Source organism: Bradyrhizobium sp. 31Argb, from assembly GCF_043638955.1.
In the GTDB taxonomy this organism is placed as follows: Bacteria; Pseudomonadota; Alphaproteobacteria; order Rhizobiales; family Xanthobacteraceae; genus Bradyrhizobium.
This window is the reverse complement of record NZ_JBEGDB010000032.1, coordinates 1-17,444: the sequence shown is the minus strand read 5'-3', so window position 1 is coordinate 17,444 and position 17,444 is coordinate 1. Positions and strand designations below refer to the sequence as shown.

Genomic DNA, 17,444 nt, shown 5'->3' with positions numbered 1-17,444 from the left:
AGCTCCCGCGGCCGCAGGCCGGGGCGAACCTACGCGCGCGCGTAATCGAGAGGCAACCATGGCACTCAATCTGACCCCTCCTGACATCAGCGAGCTGAAACCGCGGATCACCGTCTTCGGCGTCGGTGGCGCGGGCGGCAATGCCGTCAACAACATGATCACCGCCGGGCTGCAGGGCGTCGATTTCGTCGTCGCCAACACGGACGCGCAGGCGCTGACCATGTCGAAGGCGCAACGCATCATCCAGATGGGCACGCAGGTGACCCAGGGCCTCGGCGCCGGCTCGCAGCCGGATGTCGGCGCAGCCGCCGCGCAGGAGGTCATCGACGAACTCCGTGATCACCTCACCGGCGCCAACATGGTGTTCGTCACCGCCGGCATGGGCGGCGGCACCGGCACCGGCGCCGCTCCCGTGATCGCCAAGACCGCTCGCGAGATGGGCATCCTCACCGTCGGTGTGGTGACCAAGCCGTTCCACTTTGAAGGCCAGCGCCGCATGCGCACCGCCGAGAACGGCATCTCCGAGCTGCACAAGGTGGTCGACACCCTGCTGATCATCCCGAACCAGAACCTGTTCCGGGTCGCCAACGAGAAGACCACCTTCGCCGACGCTTTTGCGATGGCCGACCAGGTGCTCTACTCGGGCGTTGCCTGCATCACCGACCTGATGGTCAAGGAAGGCCTGATCAACCTCGACTTCGCCGACGTCCGCGCCGTGATGCGCGAGATGGGTAAGGCGATGATGGGCACGGGCGAGGCGACCGGTGAGAAGCGCGCGCTCACCGCCGCCGAGGCCGCGATTGCCAATCCGCTGATCGACGACTCCTCGATGAAGGGTGCCAGGGGCCTCCTGATCTCGATCACCGGCGGCAAGGATCTCACCCTGTTCGAAGTAGACGAGGCCGCCACCCGCATCCGTGAGGAGGTCGACCCCGACGCCAACATCATCGTCGGCGCCACCTTCGACGAGACGCTCGACGGCATCATCCGCGTATCCGTGGTTGCGACCGGCATCGAGCAGGCCGCGATCGCCCGCAACGCCGCCGCCGCGGCTCCCGCTGCGCCTGCGCCGGCCGGCAACGGTTCGCCCGAGAGCCGGCTCGCCGACCTGACCGCCCGGCTGCGCGCCGACAACCAGCGCCTGGCCGAACGTGCCCATAAGCTGGAAGCCGGCGGCGCTCCGATGGCCGCGCCGGCACCTGCCGCGCCGCCGCCGCTGCGCCAGCAGGGCAGCGTCGAGCGTGCCGCGCTCGCCGCCATCGCCGCCGCCGTGTCGCCGGAACAGCAGGCCGCGCCGATGCAACCGGCGTCCTATGGCGACGTCACCGTCCGCCCGATCGCGCAGAAGCCGACCCTGTTCCCCGATCCGGAAGCGACCAGGGTCGAAGCCCACGAGCCGGCGACGCCGGAAAACTTCATTCCGCCGACCGCCGAGCGGCCGCCGGTGCGCACGCCGCGGATGCCGAAGTTCGAGGACCTGCCGATGCCGGCCCAGGCCGAGATTCGCCAGGCCCGTGGCGAGGCCGAGGAGGAACATCCGCAGAAGACCCGCCTGTCGCTCTTGCAGCGGCTCGCCAATGTCGGCCTCGGCCGCCGCGAGGAGGAGAGCGAGCCCCCGGTCGCGGCCCGCGCCTCCGGTCCGGCCATGCCGCCGCTACCCGAGCGCAAGCCGCAGCGTAACGTGGCGCAGCAGATCGCGGCGCACGACCCGGTATCTGAGTATGCGAAGCGTCCCGCGCCGCAAGGTTTGGATCCCCACGGCCGGCCGGCACCTGTTGCGCCGACGCCACAGGGAGATGACCATCTTGATATCCCGGCCTTCCTGCGCCGGCAGGCAAACTGAGCTTTGTTACAATCCTGATCATTCAAAGAGCCCCGGCGGAACCCGCCGGGGCTCTTTTCTTTAACCGTCTCCGTGGTCATAGCCCGGCAAACAAGTAACTGAAATTAAATGATTAATCAGGTATTCCATGACTTGGTCATGGTGCCGAAAGGGTGTCCGGCCGCTCCGTAATTTGGTTAAGCCTTGGCGCGATTGCGGCGGAGATGGGGTAACAATCGGTAAAGAAGCGTGAGTTGTACGCTCTCGGGCGGTGACTATGGTCTGTCCAACTTTGGGGATGCCTAAGCGAGTCGGTTGGGGAAGTAAGGCCGCCTCGTCTTAGGTTACGTCGGGTAGTGTGGGCGCATATCGGATGAAATTAAGCCGTCAAACAACGCTTCGGTCGCAGGCCACCGTGACGGGCGTCGGCGTTCACTCCGGTTTACCGGTCAGCCTTACCATTGGACCTGCTCCCGTTGACGCGGGCTATACTTTTATCCGGACGGGTCTCGACGGGGCCGACCGCGAAGTTCACGCCGCCGCTGATGCCGTGATCGCGACCGAGTTCGCGACCGTCCTGGGCGACCGCGAGGGGCCGCTGGTATCGACCGCCGAACACGTGCTGGCTGCGCTGCGCGGCATGGGCGTCGACAACGCCACGATCGAAATCGACGGTCCGGAAGTGCCGATCATGGACGGCAGCGCTTCGGCCTTCGTCGCCGCGGTCGATCAGGCCGGTATTGTCACCCAATCCGCCGCCCGCCGCGTTCTCCAGGTGCTGAAGCCGGTGCAGGTCGCGATCGGCGACTGCTTCGGTGAGTTCCGTCCCTTTGCCGGCGGCTTCCGTGCCGAAGTCGAGATCGACTTTGCCAATCCCTTGATCGGCCGCCAGAGCTACTGTTTCGATCTTTCCGCTGAGAGCTTCCGCCGCGAGATTTCGCGTGCCCGCACCTTCGGCTGCATGAATGACGTGGCGCGGCTGTGGAGCGCAGGTTTCGCGCTCGGCGCCTCTTTCGAGAACTCGGTGGTGTTCGACGAGACCCGCCTGCTCAACGCCGAAGGCCTGCGCTTCCGCGACGAATGCGTCCGCCACAAGGTGCTGGACGTGGTCGGCGATCTCGCGCTGGCCGGCCTGCCGATCCTGGGCGCCTATCGCTCGGTTCGCGGCGGCCACAAGCTGAACCATGCCGCGCTGACCGCGCTGCTTTCCGATCGCAGCGCGTGGCGGGTGGTCGAATCGGAAACCGCGCGCCGTTCCCGCACCGTTGCCGAGGCCGGGAGTGCCACTGTCGGCGGCCTGATCGCCCCGGCCTATGGCCCGGACGTGTCCTAAACACCGCTTTCCGTTAGCGTTTTCTAGAGCGTTTTCGAGCGAAGTGGGCACCGGTTCGCATGAAGAAAACGGGTCAAAACAAGAATCTAGAGCTTCGGTTCTGATTCCATCAGAACCGAAAATGCTCTCGCAATTTCCATAGTAACCACAGCCGATAGTGACCGTCTTGGGGCCGCCTTAATCCGGGCGAAATGGCTCCGTATTCGGTTGGTCGAGGGTCGTTTTTCGGCTAGACAGGCCTGCGGTTGCACGGGGCAGCACAGGCGCGGGGAAAATTTCCGTCCATGGCCTCGTTCGTGGACAGATCGCCATCAATCGCTTCCAAGGCGCCGGGTTCTCACATTCATGCCGTTATCGCGTAGCACGCACGAATCATGCACCTCATCAGCCGGCCGCGCCGGAGGGGCATCATTGTTGCGGCTGGCCGCGGGCCTGATCGTGCTGGCGCTGCCGTTGGGTGGTTGCGGCACCGGTCCGCTGTGGGACAAGTTCCTGGCCAAGGACGACACCTTCAACGAGGAGCCCGCGGACAAGCTCTACAATGAGGGCTTGTACCTGATGAACCAGCGCAAGGATCCTCGTGCGGCCTCGAAGAAGTTCGAGGAGGTGGACCGTCAGCATCCCTATTCCGATTGGGCGCGCAAATCGCTCCTGATGTCGGCCTATTCCTCCTACCAGCAGGGCGACTACGATACCTGCATCGGGTCGGCGACACGTTACGTCACCTTGCATCCCGGCAGTCCGGACGCGGCCTACGCGCAATACCTGATCGCGGCCTCGCATTACGACCAGATCCCGGACATCACCCGCGACCAGACCCGCACCGAGAAGGCGATCGCGGCGCTGGAAGAGGTGATTCGCAAATATCCGACCTCGGAATATGCGACCTCCGCCAAGGCCAAGCTCGAGGGCGCGCGCGACCAGCTCGCTGGCCGCGAGATGAATGTCGGTCGCTATTACATGGAGCGGCGGGACTTCACTGCCGCGATCAATCGCTTCAAGACCGTGGTCACGCAGTATCAGACCACGCGGCATGTCGAGGAGGCCTTGGCGCGGCTCACCGAGGCCTATATGGCGATCGGCATCCCGAGCGAGGCGCAGACCGCCGCCGCTGTGCTTGGGCACAATTTTCCTGACAGCCGCTGGTACAAGGACGCCTATAATCTAGTAAAGTCCGGCGGTCTCGAGCCGAGCGAGAATCAGGGTTCCTGGATCAGCAGGACCTTCAAGAAGATATTATAGGCCTGGAATAGTCCTCACATGCTGGCGCGTCTGTCGATCCGTGACATCGTCCTGATCGAACGGCTCGATATCGAATTCTCCCGTGGTTTGGCGGTGCTGACCGGCGAAACCGGCGCGGGCAAATCGATCCTGCTCGATGCATTTGCGCTGGCCCTTGGCGGCCGCGGCGATGCCGGGCTGGTGCGGCACGGCGCCGAGCAGGGGCAGGTGACGGCGACCTTCGACGTGCCGAAGAATCACCCGGCGGCAAAGCTGCTGGCCGATAACGGGCTCGACGACAACGGCGAGATGATCCTGCGCCGCGTGCAGCTCGCCGATGGCCGCACCCGCGCCTTCATCAACGACCAGGCGATCTCTGTGCAGACCCTGAAGGCGGTGGGCGCCGCGCTGGTCGAGATTCACGGCCAGCATGACGAGCGCGCCCTGGTCGATGCCTCGACCCACCGGCGGCTGCTTGACGCCTTTGCGGGGCTCGAGAAGGATGTGGCGGCGCTGGAATCGCTGTGGGAGGCACGGCGCAGCGCCAACGCCGCGCTGGAGGAGCATCGCGCCGGCATGGAACGCGCCGCGCGCGAGGCCGATTATCTGCGCCACGCCTCGCAGGAACTGAAGACGCTGGCGCCGAAGGACGGTGAGGAGACCGAGCTCGCCAACCGCCGCACCACCATGATGCAGGGCGAGAAGATCGCTACCGATCTGCGCGAAGCGCAGGAGGCGATCTCGGGCCCTCATTCGCCGGTGGCCGCGCTGTCGGCCGCTGTGCGCCGCCTTGAGCGCCGCGCTGGCAGCTCGCCGTCACTGGTCGAGCCCGCGGTGAAGGCGATCGATGCCGCCATCAACGCGCTCGAAGAGGCCGATCAGCACCTCAACGCTGCGCTTGCGGCGGCCGACTTCGATCCGGCCGAGCTCGAGCGCATCGAAGAGCGCCTGTTCGCGCTGCGCGCCGCCTCGCGCAAATATGCGACGCCGGTCGATGGATTGGCCGCACTCGCCAGCAAATATGCCGCCGACATTGCGCTGATCGATGCCGGCGCCGATCGGTTGAAGAAGCTCGAGGCCGCGGCTGAAGAGACCGACAAGCGCTATGCTGCCGCGGCAGCCAAACTGTCGATGGCGCGGACCAAATCCGCCGAAAAGCTCAACAAGGCCGTTAACGCCGAACTGGCGCCGCTGAAGCTCGAGCGCGCGAAGTTCATGACGCAGGTCGAGACCGATGCGGCCTCGCCCGGGCCGGAAGGCATCGACCGCGTCGAGTTCTGGGTCCAGACCAATCCGGGGACAAAGCCGGGGCCGCTGATGAAGGTCGCTTCCGGCGGCGAGCTGTCGCGCTTCCTGTTGGCGCTGAAGGTCGTGCTGTCCGACCGTGGCTCGGCGCCGACGCTGGTGTTCGACGAGATCGACACCGGCGTTGGCGGCGCTGTGGCGGATGCGATCGGTGGGCGGCTGTCGCGGCTGGCCGACAAGGTGCAGGTGATGGCGGTCACGCATGCGCCGCAGGTCGCAGCCCGCGCCAGCCAGCATTTGCTCATTTCCAAGGACGCGCTCGACAAGGGCAAGCGCGTCGCCACCCGCGTCAACGCGCTCGCCGCCGACCACCGCCGCGAGGAAATCGCCCGCATGCTCGCCGGCGCCGAGATCACCGCCGAAGCGCGCGCGGCCGCGGAGCGCCTGTTGCGCGCGGCCACCGCCTGATCTCGCGCCATGGCCAAGGCAGCAAAAGCGCGCGCACTTCCCGACGTCGACAAGCTCACCAAGGCGCAGGCCAAGGTCGAGCATACGCGGCTCGCGCTCGAACTGGAGGCGCACGACCGGCGCTATTACCAGGAAGACGCGCCCACCGTCACCGACGCCGAGTATGACGCGCTGCGCCAGCGCTACAACGCGATCGAGAAACGCTTTCCCGACTTCGTCACCCCTGATTCGCCATCGCAGAAGGTCGGCGCCGCACCGTCGGGACGCTTCAAGAAAGTGCGGCATTCGCTGCCGATGCTGTCGCTCGACAACGCCTTTGCCGAGAGCGACGTGCGCGACTTCGTCGATCGTATCGTGCGCTTCCTGCGGCTCGGTGACGACAAGATCGATTTCTCCGCCGAACCGAAGATCGACGGATTGTCGATGTCGCTGCGCTATGAGGGCGGCGAGCTCGTCACAGCCGCGACCCGCGGCGATGGCGCCGAGGGCGAAGACGTCACCGCCAACATCCGGACGCTCGAGGATGTCCCCGAGAGGCTGAAGGGCCGCAACGTGCCCGAGATCTGCGAGGTGCGCGGCGAAGTCTACATGACCAAGAAGGCCTTCCTTGCGCTCAACGAACGCCAGAAGGCCGCCGGCGATACCGTCTTCGCCAATCCGCGTAATTCGGCCGCGGGCTCGTTGCGTCAGAAGGACCCTGGCATCACCGCTTCGCGGCCGCTCGGCTTCTTCGCCTATGCCTGGGGCCAGATGAGCGCGATGCCGGAGGACACGCAGACCGGCATGATCCATTGGTTCGAGCGCTGCGGCTTCAAGACCAATCCGCTGACCAAGCTCTGTCACTCGGTCGATGAGCTGCTTGCCTTCCATCACAAGATCGAGGAGCAGCGCGCCGAGCTCGACTACGATATTGATGGCGTTGTCTACAAGGTCGACCGCATCGACTGGGAGGAGCGGCTCGGTTTTATCTCGCGCACGCCGCGCTGGGCGATCGCGCATAAATTCCCGGCCGAACGGGCGATGACCGTGCTGCGCGATATCGAGATCCAGGTCGGGCGCACCGGCTCGTTCACGCCGGTCGGCAAGCTCGAGCCGGTCGGCGTCGGCGGCGTCATCGTGCAGAACGTCACGCTGCACAACGAGGATTACATCAAGGGCATCGGCGGTCACGGCGAGCAGTTGCGCGAGGGGCGCGACATCCGGATCGGCGATACAGTCGTGGTCCAGCGCGCCGGCGACGTGATCCCGCAAGTGGTCGACGTCGTCATCGACAAGCGGCCGAAGAACGCCAAAGAGTTTCACTTCCCGAAGAAGTGCCCGTGCCCGCTGCATACCGACGTCGTGCGCGAGGAGACCGCGACCGGCGAGGAGGGTGCGCGCGCCCGCTGCACCGGCGAGTTCGCCTGTCCGTTCCAGAAGATCGAGCACCTGAAACTGTTCGTCTCGCGCCGTGCCTTCGACATCGATGGGCTCGGCGAGAAGCAGCTCGAATTCTTCTTCGATAAGGAATGGGTGCGGGAGCCCGCCGATATCTTCACGCTGCCCAAGCGCAACCAGAAGCTCAAGCTCGAAGAGATCGAGGGTTACGGCGAAACCTCGGTGCGCAACCTGTTCGCAGCGATCGAGAGCCGGCGCCGGATCGCGCTGGAGCGCTTCATCTACGCGCTCGGCATGCGCCATGTCGGCGAGACCACGGCGCTGGCGCTGGCGCGCGGCTACGGCTCATGGGAGGCGTTCCACGATGCCTGCCTGCGGGTTGCGAAGGGTGACGAGGAAGCGATCGCGGAGATGGATGCGCTCGACCAGATCGGCGACACCGTGATCAAGAGCGTCGCCGCCTATTTCGGCGAGAGCCACAACCGCGGCATCGTCGAGCGGCTGGTCAAGGAGCTCGACGAGATCATCGATACCGAAAAGCCGAAGAGCAATTCGGCGGTCGCCGGCAAGACCGTCGTGTTCACCGGCTCGCTGGAGAAGATGACGCGCGACGAGGCCAAGGCGACCGCCGAGCGATTGGGCGCGAAGGCGGCAAGCTCAGTGTCGAAGAAGACGGACTACGTGGTCGCAGGTCCCGGCGCGGGATCGAAGCTCGCGGAAGCGAAGAAGCACGGCGTGGCCGTGCTGACCGAAGACGAGTGGCTGAAGCTGATCGGGGAGTAGGCCCGGTCCGCACGCACTGCCGTCGTCACCCGCGAAGGCGGGTGACCCAGTATTCCAGAGAAGGCGGTGGGATACGGAGAGGCCGCAGCGTACTGGATACCCGCCTGCGCGGGTATGACGAGCGGTGATTGAGGCGGGCGCCCAGGCTACATCATCCCCGCTTCGTCCTCCTCCGCCCGCTCGATCAGTGCCTCGGTCACCACCACGTTCCGCTTCGGCACGAGAAAAATCATGCTCGATGCGCAGGCGATCGAGATGATGAGGATCGCGGTCGTCAGCGGCAGCGTGGTGGTGGAATGGCCACCGAGATAGGCGCCGAACTGCGATACCAGCGAGCCGACGCCCCGCTGCAGGAATCCCATCGCGCCGGAGGCGGTGCCGGCGGCTTCGGGGCGGACGCTGATCGCGCCGGCCGCCGAGTTCGCCATCACGAAGGCGTTGCCGGCCATCACGATCATCTGGGTGCCGAACAGCCAGAGCGGGGCCTGGTTGACCCCGGTGAAGCTAAAGATGAGGTTCAGGAGGCTGCCGCCGAGCTGCAGCGCAAGCCCGAACCAGATCAGTTGTTCCAGCGAGTGACGCGGCGCGAAGCGCACGCAGAGCAAATTGCCGACGAGATAAGCAAAGCCCGTGGTCGCGAACCACGCGCCATATTCGGCGCTGGTGCGTCCCATCTGGGTCACCACGATGTAGGGGCCGCCGCCGGCGAAGGTGAAGATGATCTGCGAGGCCAGCACCTGGCACAGCACATAGCCGATGAAGGCGCGGCTCTTGATCAGGCTGCCGACATCGCGGCGGAAGTTGCTGTCGTCGCTGCGGACGCGGCGCGTCTCCGGCAGCGCCAGCGCGATGCCGACGGCAACGCTCAGCGCGCCCGCGGTGATGGCATAGAAGATCGCACGCCAGCCGAACGCAGTCTCCAAGAGGCCGCCGGTCAAGGGGCTCAGCATCTGCGCGATCATCATCACCGCGATCACCAGGCTGATCATGGCGCCGACGCGGTCGCGGCTATAGAGATCGCGGATGATGGCGCGGCTCACCACCATGCCGCTGGCGCCGCCGAGCGCCTGGAAGAAGCGTGCCGCGATCAGTTGCGGGAGGGTTTCCGCGAAAATGCTTCCGATACCAGCCACCACCATCAGGCCGAGGCCGGCAAGCAGCACCGGCCGCCGCCCGAACTTGTCCGACAGCGGGCCCATGATGAGCTGCGAGCAGGCGATGCCGACCATGAATAGCGACACCGTCATCTGCGCGATCGAAATGTCGCGGCCGAACGTCGTCGCCAGCACCGGCAGCGCCGGCACCAGCATATAGAGCGAGATCGGCGCCACGCCCGTCATCGCGACGAGCAACAGCAGCATGAGCTTCGATGTCGCGATGTCCTTCGTTGCCGCGTCGGGCGGCTTGCCCATCACGCCATGCATTCAGCTACGCATCCTTTCGTGGGGCGAATGTAACGAGATGCGCAGATGCGAATACGGATGTTTCGGCATGCGGCTATGCCGATTCCGGGAGGCGGTGATGAAGCGGTGCCTTTGCTGCAAGCACCTGCCTCCACTGTCATCATCCGTGAAGGCGAATGATGCAGTATTTCGGAGATTGAAATTAGACCCGCGACGCCGCGGCGTACTGGATTCCCTGCCGGAGCCTGTCATCGGACTCGCCGAAGGCGGGGAATGACGGGGAAGATAGCGGGCGCTTACGTCAGCGGCGCTGTTGCCCGGTCGAGCCACTGTTGCGTGGCGTCATCGCCGAGCTGCGGGCGTACCTCGGCCTTGACGCGGGCATGGTAGTCGTTGAGCCATTTCAGCTCGGCCTCGCCCAGCAACGTCACGTCGATCAGCCGGCGGTCGATCGGCGCCAGCGTCAGCGTTTCGAATGCGTTCATCGGCTTTTCGGCGCCTGATATGTCGATGCCGATCACGAGCTCGAGGTTCTCGATCCGGATGCCGTAGGCATCGGTCTTGTAGTAGCCGGGCTCGTTGGAGAGGATCATGCCGCGCTTCAGCGGCGTGGTGCCGAGCTTTGAGATTCTCGCCGGCCCCTCATGCACGGAAAGATAGCTGCCGACGCCATGGCCGGTGCCGTGCTCGAAATCGATGCCGGCCTGCCAGAGATATTGCCGCGCCAGCGTGTCGAGCTGCGCGCCGGTGGTGCCGTCGGGGAACGCCGCGCGCGCAATCGCGATATGGCCGCGCAGCACACGGGTGAAGCGGTCGCGCATCTCCGCTGTCGGCTCACCGATCGCGATGGTGCGGGTGACGTCAGTGGTGCCGTCCTCGTATTGCGCGCCGGAATCGATCAAGAGCAGATCGCCGGATGCGATCCGGCGGTTGCTCTTGCGGGTGACGCGGTAGTGCACGATGGCGCCGTTCGGCCCGGTGCCGGCGATGGTCGGGAATGAAACATCCTTCAGCGCGCCGGTCTCGCGGCGGAAGGTCTCCAGCGCCTCGACGGTGTCGATCTCGGTGAGCCCGCCCGAGGGCGCCTCGCGGTCGATCCAGGCCAGGAAGCGCGCCAGCGCCACCGCGTCGCGCTGATGCGCAGTTCGCGTGCCCTGGATCTCCGCGGCGTTCTTCACGGCCTTCAACAGGCTCACCGGATCGCTGCCGCGCACCGGCTTGCCGCCCGCGGTGGTGATCAGGCGGTTCAGCGCCTCGGCCGCGGTAGCATTGTCGAGCGCGATCGCGGCGCCGCGCTGCGCGAGCTCGGTCAGCTTCATGGTGAGCCGGTCCGGCTCGTCGACATCGGCGGATTGCTCGAGATGGTCGCGCGTGAGGTTCGAAAGCTTGCGGTGATCGATGAACACCGTCGGCCGGCCCTCTCTCGGCACCAGCGCGTAGGAGAGCGGCAGCGGCGTATGCGAGACGTCGGCGCCGCGGATATTGAACGTCCAGGCCACTGCGTGGCTGTCCGACAGCACCAGCGCGTCGACGCCGAGCTTGTTGATCTCGTCCCTGATCCGCTCCAGCTTTATGGCCTCGGCCTCGCCGGCGAATCGCAGGCCGTGGATGGTGACCGGCCCGAGTGGCGGGCGCGGGCGCTCGGTCCAGATCGCATCGACGGGGTTGCTGTCGACCGCAACCAGATCGGCGCCGGCCTTGGCGCACGCCGCCGCGAGACGCTCGGCTGCCGCAGAAGTGTGCAGCCACGGGTCAAATCCTAGGCGGTCGCCGGCGGAAAGATGTTTTGTCAGCCAGTGTTCCGGCGGCGGATCGACCAGCGGCTGGATTTGCCAGGCCTTCTGGTCGACCTGCTTGCCCGCCTGCAGCGTGTAGCGTCCATCCACGAAGAGGGCGGCTTCCTGCATCAGCACGATCGCAAGTCCCGCCGATCCGGTAAAACCGGTCAGCCACGCCAGCCGCTCCTCGGATGGCGCAACATATTCATTCTGCTGCTGGTCGGCGCGGGGAATGACGAAGCCGGTCAGCTTCCGCCGCGCCAATTCCTCGCGGAACGCGGCCAGCCGCGCCGTCAGCGCCACGCCGCCTTCGGGTTCTTCGAACGTCTGGAAATGGGCCTCGGACATCGTTGGTCACTTTATGATTGCGTGGACAGGTCCGCAATGTAAGCGGATATCGCCACAATTTGGCATAAGTTATGCTTCAATACCGTCATGCAGGTTTAGAGCGTTTTCGAGCGAAGTGGGTACCGGTTCGCGTGAAGAAAACGGGTCAAAACAAGAATCTAGAGCTTCGGTTCTGATTCAATCAGAACCGAAGCTCTAGAAAAGACGGAACGGTTTTCAAGGCAAGCCGTTCGACAACGATGTCGGGAGGCTTCCAGGAGTGTCTCAACTCAACGGCGAGGGGATACACGATGCCTGCTTTCAGCTTTGAGAAGATTTCGCCGCCGGTCCGCCGCGGCCCGATTGCTCCCATCGAACAGAAGCAGCGCGGTGTCATCGTCCAGATCCTGGATCGCTTTGTCGAACGGCGCGTCAGGCGCCGGCTGAAGGCGGAGAAGAGCGAGACCGCCCTCGGCAAGAACAAGGCAGCCGAATAGGCGTTTGTTGCGACCGACCGCGAGGTTCATTTCACATCCGTTCGTCCAGATCGGAAGCCGTCACCACGGTTGCGCCGATCACCCGCTTTCCTTCCAGTTCCCGAACGATCCTCTGGTGCGGTCCGACGACACCCAGATCGAACTCGCGATCGGGCGCTACGAGCATCATCTTCGCTCCGATGATAACCAGCACCGTGACGTCATGCTCCTCGCCGGAAACAGCGAGCCTTGTGATCTCGCTTCGGATCGGCTCCCGTCGCCAAGCGTCAGGAAAGCCAGGATCGCACCGGATTTCGATCCCGTCCTGCGAGGTCGTCAGCACAAGCTTCGACTTGTTCGGTTTCCAGTGCGGTCCGAATCGTTGATCGATCAGCCACAGGCAATTGAAGGATCGGCACTCGGCCGGTCGGTTCTCATAGCTCTGGCATCCGCGCCCAGGCTTGCATTCGGGGCACCACGCTCCTGCCGGCTTCGCGAGCATCTCGATCGCCATGACCTTGCAGCAAAGCGTGCAATCGCCGCATTCCCTTGCCAGAGGGCTCACTTAACCGAGCGCAGCAGCAGGCTGCTCCATCCCTCGATTCTCAGGTGCCGTAACGGCACCAGCCCGCGCGCGCGGTAGGCGGCGATCACGCTTGGCGCCTGATGCGTCAAAAGCCCCGACAGGATCACGCGCGCGGAAGGCGCGAGATGCCGCGCCATCGGGCCCGCCAATTGCCGCAGCGGATTGGCGAGGATGTTTGCGAGCACGAGGTCGAACGGACCGTGCTCGGAAAATTGCGGCGCCGAGAAGCCGGTGGCGCGGATCATCGTCACGAGGTGGCCGGTCTCGTTCAACTCGGCATTCTCGCGCGCAACGTTGACCGATGGCGGATCGATGTCGCTTGCCAGCACGGCGCCGTGCAGCGCCTTCGCCGCGGCGATCGCCAGCACACCGGTGCCGGTGCCGAGGTCGAGCACGCGGCGCGGATGGTGCGTCTTCAGCACGTGATCGAGCAGCAGCAGGCAGCCGCGCGTGGTGCCGTGGTGGCCGGTGCCGAAGGCCAGCGCCGCCTCGATCTCGATGCCGAGTTTGTTCGGCGGCACGCGGGTGCGGTCGTGCTGGCCGTGCACGACGAAGCGCCCGGCGGGGACGGGGACGAGGTCCTCGAGGCTGGCCTTGACCCAGTCCTTGGCCTCGACGGTGTCGAAGGCGATGGTCTTGGCAAGGTCATCGCCGGCCGCATTGGCGACGAGCTCGCGCATCAGCGCCTGATCGGGCGCATCGGCAAAATGCGCGGTGACCTCCCAGCGCCCGTCCGGCCGCTCGAACGCGGCAATCGCTGTCTCGCCCTCGAAGAATATCTCGGTCAGCGCGTCGACCAGCCGCCTGGCGGTCTGCTCGTCGGGAAGCGCGAGGCTCGCGCGATGGGTGGGTTTCGGAAGCATTTAGGGTGACCGTTTCGACTTCATCTGGAACATCAGCATTAACCACGATCGCATTATCAGCAGGGAGCCGAAACTTCGAGGAACTCTCTGCTCGGCTCAGCCGCGGGCGGCTGAAAAGGCGAACCTCCATTGGCGCAGCCGCGGCTTGAGCGGAAGGGCCCGAGATGGCTGCGCGGGCGGGCCTGTGCGCCCAAAACTCCGTATTTGTCCCGTAATTGAAAGTTCACCCAAACAATGCATGATCGTAACCCGTTGTTTTAATTAAATTTATAGTAGTTTTGTCCGGGAGTGATCATGAGTGGTTGCAAAAGGACGTGGGCCGAAATTCTTCGCAAGACCTTGAAGCTGATGGCGCAACGCATTGCTGAACTTCACGATCTTCGACGACAGGTGCGAGAGGCGGAAGCGAGGGCGCTTGCCAGGCGACGGCAAACATCGTCCGGACGGCCTCGAAGCATCAGGACAGGACTTCATCGTAGCCGCTTGAATGCGCGAGTCCGATGTCTTGAGAACCGGAAGCGGAACTTCTCCCTGTAAGTGATGCGCCAAATGGTACCGAGACGCTTGTTTGCGTCCGGCGTGATTGGTAAGTGCGCTCTGTATTTATTCCTGGGCGCGACTCGATGAAACGTAACGGCTTCCGATCCATGTCCACAGACCAATTGTGGGCGCTCCATGAACAAGTAGCGGCTGAGCTGACGCAACGAATAGTCAGCGAGAAAGCCACGCTTGAGGACCGGCTACGCAAGCTTCGGTCGTCTGACGAAGCTGCGAAACCCGATCGCAGCCGCCGTCCTTATCCAAAAGTCCTCCCCAAATATCGGAACCCGAAAAACCCTGGAGAGACGTGGTCGGGTCGCGGCAAACGTCCTCTATGGCTGACAAAGCGACTTGGTGCCGGCTCCAAGCTGGACGATTTCCTCATCGATCGCCCCGGCCGCAAGCGGCGCTAAACCAGATCGGTCATCGCAGTTCGCGACGCTTTTGCTTTCTGGAGCGTCGCACGGCCGTCATGGAGAAGTTGCCAGCCGAGAATACCGGGGTTTTCAACAGGGTTCTCCACCTAGACTTAGAGCATGATCCGATCAGGTTGAAATGCTGCCGCGATGGATGCTGCGCTCCATCTCTCGCAAGCAAGCGGGAGGAGGTGAAGCAAGCGACGTCGTGATAGGCTGCCAAAAAAAGGAGGGTCCCATGTCCCTGTTAAGACGGCCGCTCTATCAGCGCTCTGAAGGTGTCGACGAGGACCGCTGGCGCCTGGCATTCGATACCGAAACCCGCCGGCTGTTCGTCGAGCACGAAAAGAAGCGGGGTGACTTCCGCGGTGCCGGGTATGCCATTGAGACCGACGAGGTCGAGCTCGCGGAATTCCTGGAGCAGCCGAGCCAAGGGGGCCACGCGCGGGAGCAGCTTGTGAGGCTGCTCGAAACACTGTTTGCCGGCGATCGCGACATGTCGCGGCCCGCGGCAGCCTGACCGGGTGGTGGATGCACATCGGCTTCCACCTGATATCCACAGGCCGTCCACAGGCTTTTCAACGCCTTGCGAACAGGGAGCGATGATCGCCCAGGATTGCCTGCGCGGCGTTGTGACCGGGTGCGCCGGTGACGCCGCCGCCGGGATGGGCGCCGGAGCCGCAGTGATAGAGCCCCCTCACGGGGCCGCGGTAGTCGGCATGGCCGAGCATCGGACGGGCGGAGAAGAGCTGGTTCAGCGTCAGTGCGCCGTGGAAGATATCGCCGCCCAATAGGCCGAATTGCCGCTCCAGGTCGAGCGGGGAGAGCACCTGCCGGCCGATCACGCTTGCGGCAAAGCCGGGGGCGTATCTGTCGACAGTCGCGATCATGAGGTCGGCGACCTCATCGCGATGGTCGTCCCAGGATTTGCCGTCGGGCAGTTCCGGCGCGACGTGCTGGCAGAACAGGCTCGCGACATGCTGCCCAGCCGGCGCCAGCGAGTCGTCCAGCGTCGAGGGGATCAGCATTTCGACGATCGGCTCGCGGCTCCAGCCAAAGCTGCGCGCATCAAGCCACGCGCGGTCCATATAGGAGAGGCTCGGCGCGATGATGATGCCGGCGGTGAGGTGGTCGCCTGCGCCCGGCAACGCGGTGAAGGAGGGCAGGGCGCTCAACGCGACATTCATGCGAAAGGTGCCGGAGCCGTTGCGCCAGCGCGACATGCGCTGCAAGAATTCCGGCGCCAGCGCGCCCGCCGGCATCAGCCGCGTGTAGAGCAGTTTCGGATTGACGTTGGCGGCGACATATCTGGCGCGGATGGTGGTGCCGTTGTCGAGCACGACACCGGCGGCGCGGGCGTTCTCGACCATCACCTCGCGCACGCCGGCATCCAGTTCGATCTCGGCGCCATGCGCGCGTGCCGCGGCCGCCATCGCCTGCGTGATCGCGCCCATGCCGCCGACTGCGTGGCCCCAGACGCCCTTCTTGCCATTCACCTCACCGAAGGCGTGGTGCAGCATCACGTAAGCTGAGCCCGCGGCATAGGGGCTCGCATAATTGCCGACGATGGCGTCAAAGCCGAACAGCGCTTTCACCAAATCGTTCTCGAACCGCTCGTCCAGCATCTCGCCGGCCGAGCGGGTGAAGAGGTCGAGCAGGTCGCGCTGCTGCTCCAGCGAAAGCTTGCGCAAGAGGTTGGCGGATCCGAGCGCGTTGAAGGCCTCGCGGAGCGCGTCCGCGCCAAACCCCTCGACGATGTTCGGCGGCGCGCGCAGCACGAACTGGCGCAGCACATCGGCGATCGCCTCGAGTTGGCGCGAGAAGATGCCGATCTCCTCCGCATCATGCGCGCTGAGCCTGGCGACGGATTGCGTGGTGCGGCCTTCGCCGGTGAGGAGATGGCTGCCGTCGGGGGAGGGCAGAAAATTCTGCGCGCGGCGTTCGACGATTCGCAGGCCGTGCCCGGCGAGCCTGAGATCGGCAATGACCTTGGGGTTGAGCAGGCTCACCGTATAGGCCGCGACCGAGTTGCGGAACCCGGGATGGAATTCCTCCGTCACCGCAGCACCGCCAACCACCTTGCGGCGCTCGACCACTTTCACGCGCAATCCCGCCATCGCGAGATAGGCCGCGCAGGTGAGGCCATTGTGCCCCGCACCGATGATGACGACGTCCGTTTCGTTCATGTCCGCTTCATTTTCTCAGGAGCTTGCCAGTAACCCATCGTTGCGCACAAGCCACTAGTAATTTCGCCACTCACCCCGGTCGTCATTCCAGGGATCGCCTCCCGGCGTGAGCCCGCCAACCTCTCCGTCATTCCGGGGCGCGCCTTTTGGCGCGAGCCCGGAATCCATTTATCCACGGGCGCAAGCGGCGAAATGGATTCCGGGCTCGTCCTTCGGACGCCCCGGAATGACACCCCCCGTCATTGCGAGCGGAGCGAAGCAATCTATGCCTCCGCTTGCGGCGCTATGGATTGCTTCGCGGAGCCTGTCATCGCGCGCGCGTTCGCGCGACCCGTTGGCTCGCAATGACGATCTGGATGCTTTGGGTGCGACATAACAACCCGTCGGGCAAATCAGCAAAAGTCTGTCCATCCTTGCAGCGAAAAATAAACCGCTTTCGCCGTCGGGCAAATCAGTGATTTAACTCCGCGCGTCTCAGCGCGAATGAGGGGCGGGTCGCGATCGTCACGAACGTTGCGGTGAGATGCGGTGGACGCGGGTGTCGCGACTGACGAGCGTGACATCAGCGGACGGCGAAGTCGTGTGGTCCTGGCGCCCCGACGCTGGCGCTAAGTTTTTCG

Annotated in this window: 13 protein-coding genes; 8 read left to right on the top strand and 5 right to left on the bottom strand. The window is 64.7% G+C overall.

Annotated features, from left to right (window positions below; genetic code table 11):
- Positions 1–58: 58 nt before the first annotated feature.
- The 5 genes from ftsZ to ligA all read left to right on the top strand — a co-directional run bounded on the left by ftsZ (position 59) and on the right by ligA (position 8,249).
- A complete protein-coding gene (gene ftsZ / locus AAFX91_RS09000; RefSeq protein ID WP_282532383.1) occupies positions 59–1,843 on the top strand; it encodes a cell division protein FtsZ in 1,785 nt (594 codons plus the stop codon).
- Between the two features lie 352 nt (positions 1,844–2,195).
- A complete protein-coding gene (gene lpxC, locus AAFX91_RS08995) occupies positions 2,196–3,155 on the top strand; it encodes a UDP-3-O-acyl-N-acetylglucosamine deacetylase (protein ID WP_130581627.1) in 960 nt (319 codons plus the stop codon).
- A 345-nt stretch (positions 3,156–3,500) separates the two neighbouring features.
- Positions 3,501–4,397, top strand: a complete 897-nt coding sequence (locus tag AAFX91_RS08990; protein WP_130581628.1) for an outer membrane protein assembly factor BamD — start codon at positions 3,501–3,503, stop codon at positions 4,395–4,397.
- Between the two features lie 18 nt (positions 4,398–4,415).
- Positions 4,416–6,089, top strand: coding sequence for a DNA repair protein RecN (gene recN, locus AAFX91_RS08985; RefSeq protein ID WP_130581629.1), 1,674 nt, complete (start codon positions 4,416–4,418; stop codon positions 6,087–6,089).
- A gap of 9 nt (positions 6,090–6,098) precedes the next feature.
- Positions 6,099–8,249: an NAD-dependent DNA ligase LigA gene (ligA, locus tag AAFX91_RS08980; protein WP_394566220.1), complete on the top strand. Its 2,151-nt coding sequence runs from the start codon at positions 6,099–6,101 to the stop codon at positions 8,247–8,249.
- A 146-nt stretch (positions 8,250–8,395) separates the two neighbouring features.
- Here ligA and AAFX91_RS08975 read toward each other — a convergent pair whose 3' ends face one another.
- Positions 8,396–9,673 carry a multidrug effflux MFS transporter gene (locus AAFX91_RS08975; RefSeq protein ID WP_394566219.1) on the bottom strand — a complete coding sequence of 426 codons (1,278 nt, stop codon included), beginning with the start codon at positions 9,671–9,673 and terminating at the stop codon, positions 8,396–8,398.
- 275 nt (positions 9,674–9,948) lie between these two features.
- A complete protein-coding gene (locus tag AAFX91_RS08970; protein WP_394566218.1) occupies positions 9,949–11,778 on the bottom strand; it encodes an aminopeptidase P family protein in 1,830 nt (609 codons plus the stop codon).
- A gap of 290 nt (positions 11,779–12,068) precedes the next feature.
- On the opposite strand from AAFX91_RS08970, the gene AAFX91_RS08965 reads away from it, so the two are divergent.
- Positions 12,069–12,254, top strand: coding sequence for a hypothetical protein (locus AAFX91_RS08965; protein WP_130581634.1), 186 nt, complete (start codon positions 12,069–12,071; stop codon positions 12,252–12,254).
- Positions 12,255–12,285: 31 nt separating this feature from the next.
- On the opposite strand, the gene AAFX91_RS08960 is transcribed toward AAFX91_RS08965, so the two are convergent.
- Positions 12,286–12,747 (bottom strand): hypothetical protein, encoded by a 462-nt coding sequence (locus AAFX91_RS08960; RefSeq protein WP_394566217.1) that lies wholly within the window; start codon positions 12,745–12,747, stop codon positions 12,286–12,288.
- A 47-nt stretch (positions 12,748–12,794) separates the two neighbouring features.
- On the bottom strand, positions 12,795–13,682 hold the full coding sequence (locus AAFX91_RS08955) for a 50S ribosomal protein L11 methyltransferase (RefSeq protein ID WP_394566216.1): 888 nt from the start codon (positions 13,680–13,682) through the stop codon (positions 12,795–12,797).
- 623 nt (positions 13,683–14,305) lie between these two features.
- Between AAFX91_RS08955 and AAFX91_RS08950 the strand changes: the two genes are divergently transcribed.
- On the top strand, positions 14,306–14,635 hold the full coding sequence (locus AAFX91_RS08950; protein WP_245476605.1) for an H-NS family nucleoid-associated regulatory protein: 330 nt from the start codon (positions 14,306–14,308) through the stop codon (positions 14,633–14,635).
- A 241-nt stretch (positions 14,636–14,876) separates the two neighbouring features.
- Positions 14,877–15,158: a hypothetical protein gene (locus AAFX91_RS08945; RefSeq protein ID WP_394566215.1), complete on the top strand. Its 282-nt coding sequence runs from the start codon at positions 14,877–14,879 to the stop codon at positions 15,156–15,158.
- A gap of 58 nt (positions 15,159–15,216) precedes the next feature.
- Here the strand turns inward: AAFX91_RS08945 and AAFX91_RS08940 are convergent, their stop codons facing one another.
- Positions 15,217–16,824 (bottom strand): phytoene desaturase family protein, encoded by a 1,608-nt coding sequence (locus AAFX91_RS08940; RefSeq protein ID WP_394566214.1) that lies wholly within the window; start codon positions 16,822–16,824, stop codon positions 15,217–15,219.
- Positions 16,825–17,444: the final 620 nt, after the last annotated feature.

Coding starts and splice junctions, on each gene's coding strand:
- ftsZ (WP_282532383.1), top strand. CDS start 59: ATGGCACTCAATCTGACCCCTCCTGACATCAGCGAGCTGAAACCGCGG.
- lpxC (WP_130581627.1), top strand. CDS start 2,196: ATGAAATTAAGCCGTCAAACAACGCTTCGGTCGCAGGCCACCGTGACG.
- AAFX91_RS08990 (WP_130581628.1), top strand. CDS start 3,501: ATGCCGTTATCGCGTAGCACGCACGAATCATGCACCTCATCAGCCGGC.
- recN (WP_130581629.1), top strand. CDS start 4,416: ATGCTGGCGCGTCTGTCGATCCGTGACATCGTCCTGATCGAACGGCTC.
- ligA (WP_394566220.1), top strand. CDS start 6,099: ATGGCCAAGGCAGCAAAAGCGCGCGCACTTCCCGACGTCGACAAGCTC.
- AAFX91_RS08975 (WP_394566219.1), bottom strand. CDS start 9,673: ATGCATGGCGTGATGGGCAAGCCGCCCGACGCGGCAACGAAGGACATC.
- AAFX91_RS08970 (WP_394566218.1), bottom strand. CDS start 11,778: ATGTCCGAGGCCCATTTCCAGACGTTCGAAGAACCCGAAGGCGGCGTG.
- AAFX91_RS08965 (WP_130581634.1), top strand. CDS start 12,069: ATGCCTGCTTTCAGCTTTGAGAAGATTTCGCCGCCGGTCCGCCGCGGC.
- AAFX91_RS08960 (WP_394566217.1), bottom strand. CDS start 12,747: ATGGCGATCGAGATGCTCGCGAAGCCGGCAGGAGCGTGGTGCCCCGAA.
- AAFX91_RS08955 (WP_394566216.1), bottom strand. CDS start 13,682: ATGCTTCCGAAACCCACCCATCGCGCGAGCCTCGCGCTTCCCGACGAG.
- AAFX91_RS08950 (WP_245476605.1), top strand. CDS start 14,306: ATGAAACGTAACGGCTTCCGATCCATGTCCACAGACCAATTGTGGGCG.
- AAFX91_RS08945 (WP_394566215.1), top strand. CDS start 14,877: ATGTCCCTGTTAAGACGGCCGCTCTATCAGCGCTCTGAAGGTGTCGAC.
- AAFX91_RS08940 (WP_394566214.1), bottom strand. CDS start 16,824: ATGAACGAAACGGACGTCGTCATCATCGGTGCGGGGCACAATGGCCTC.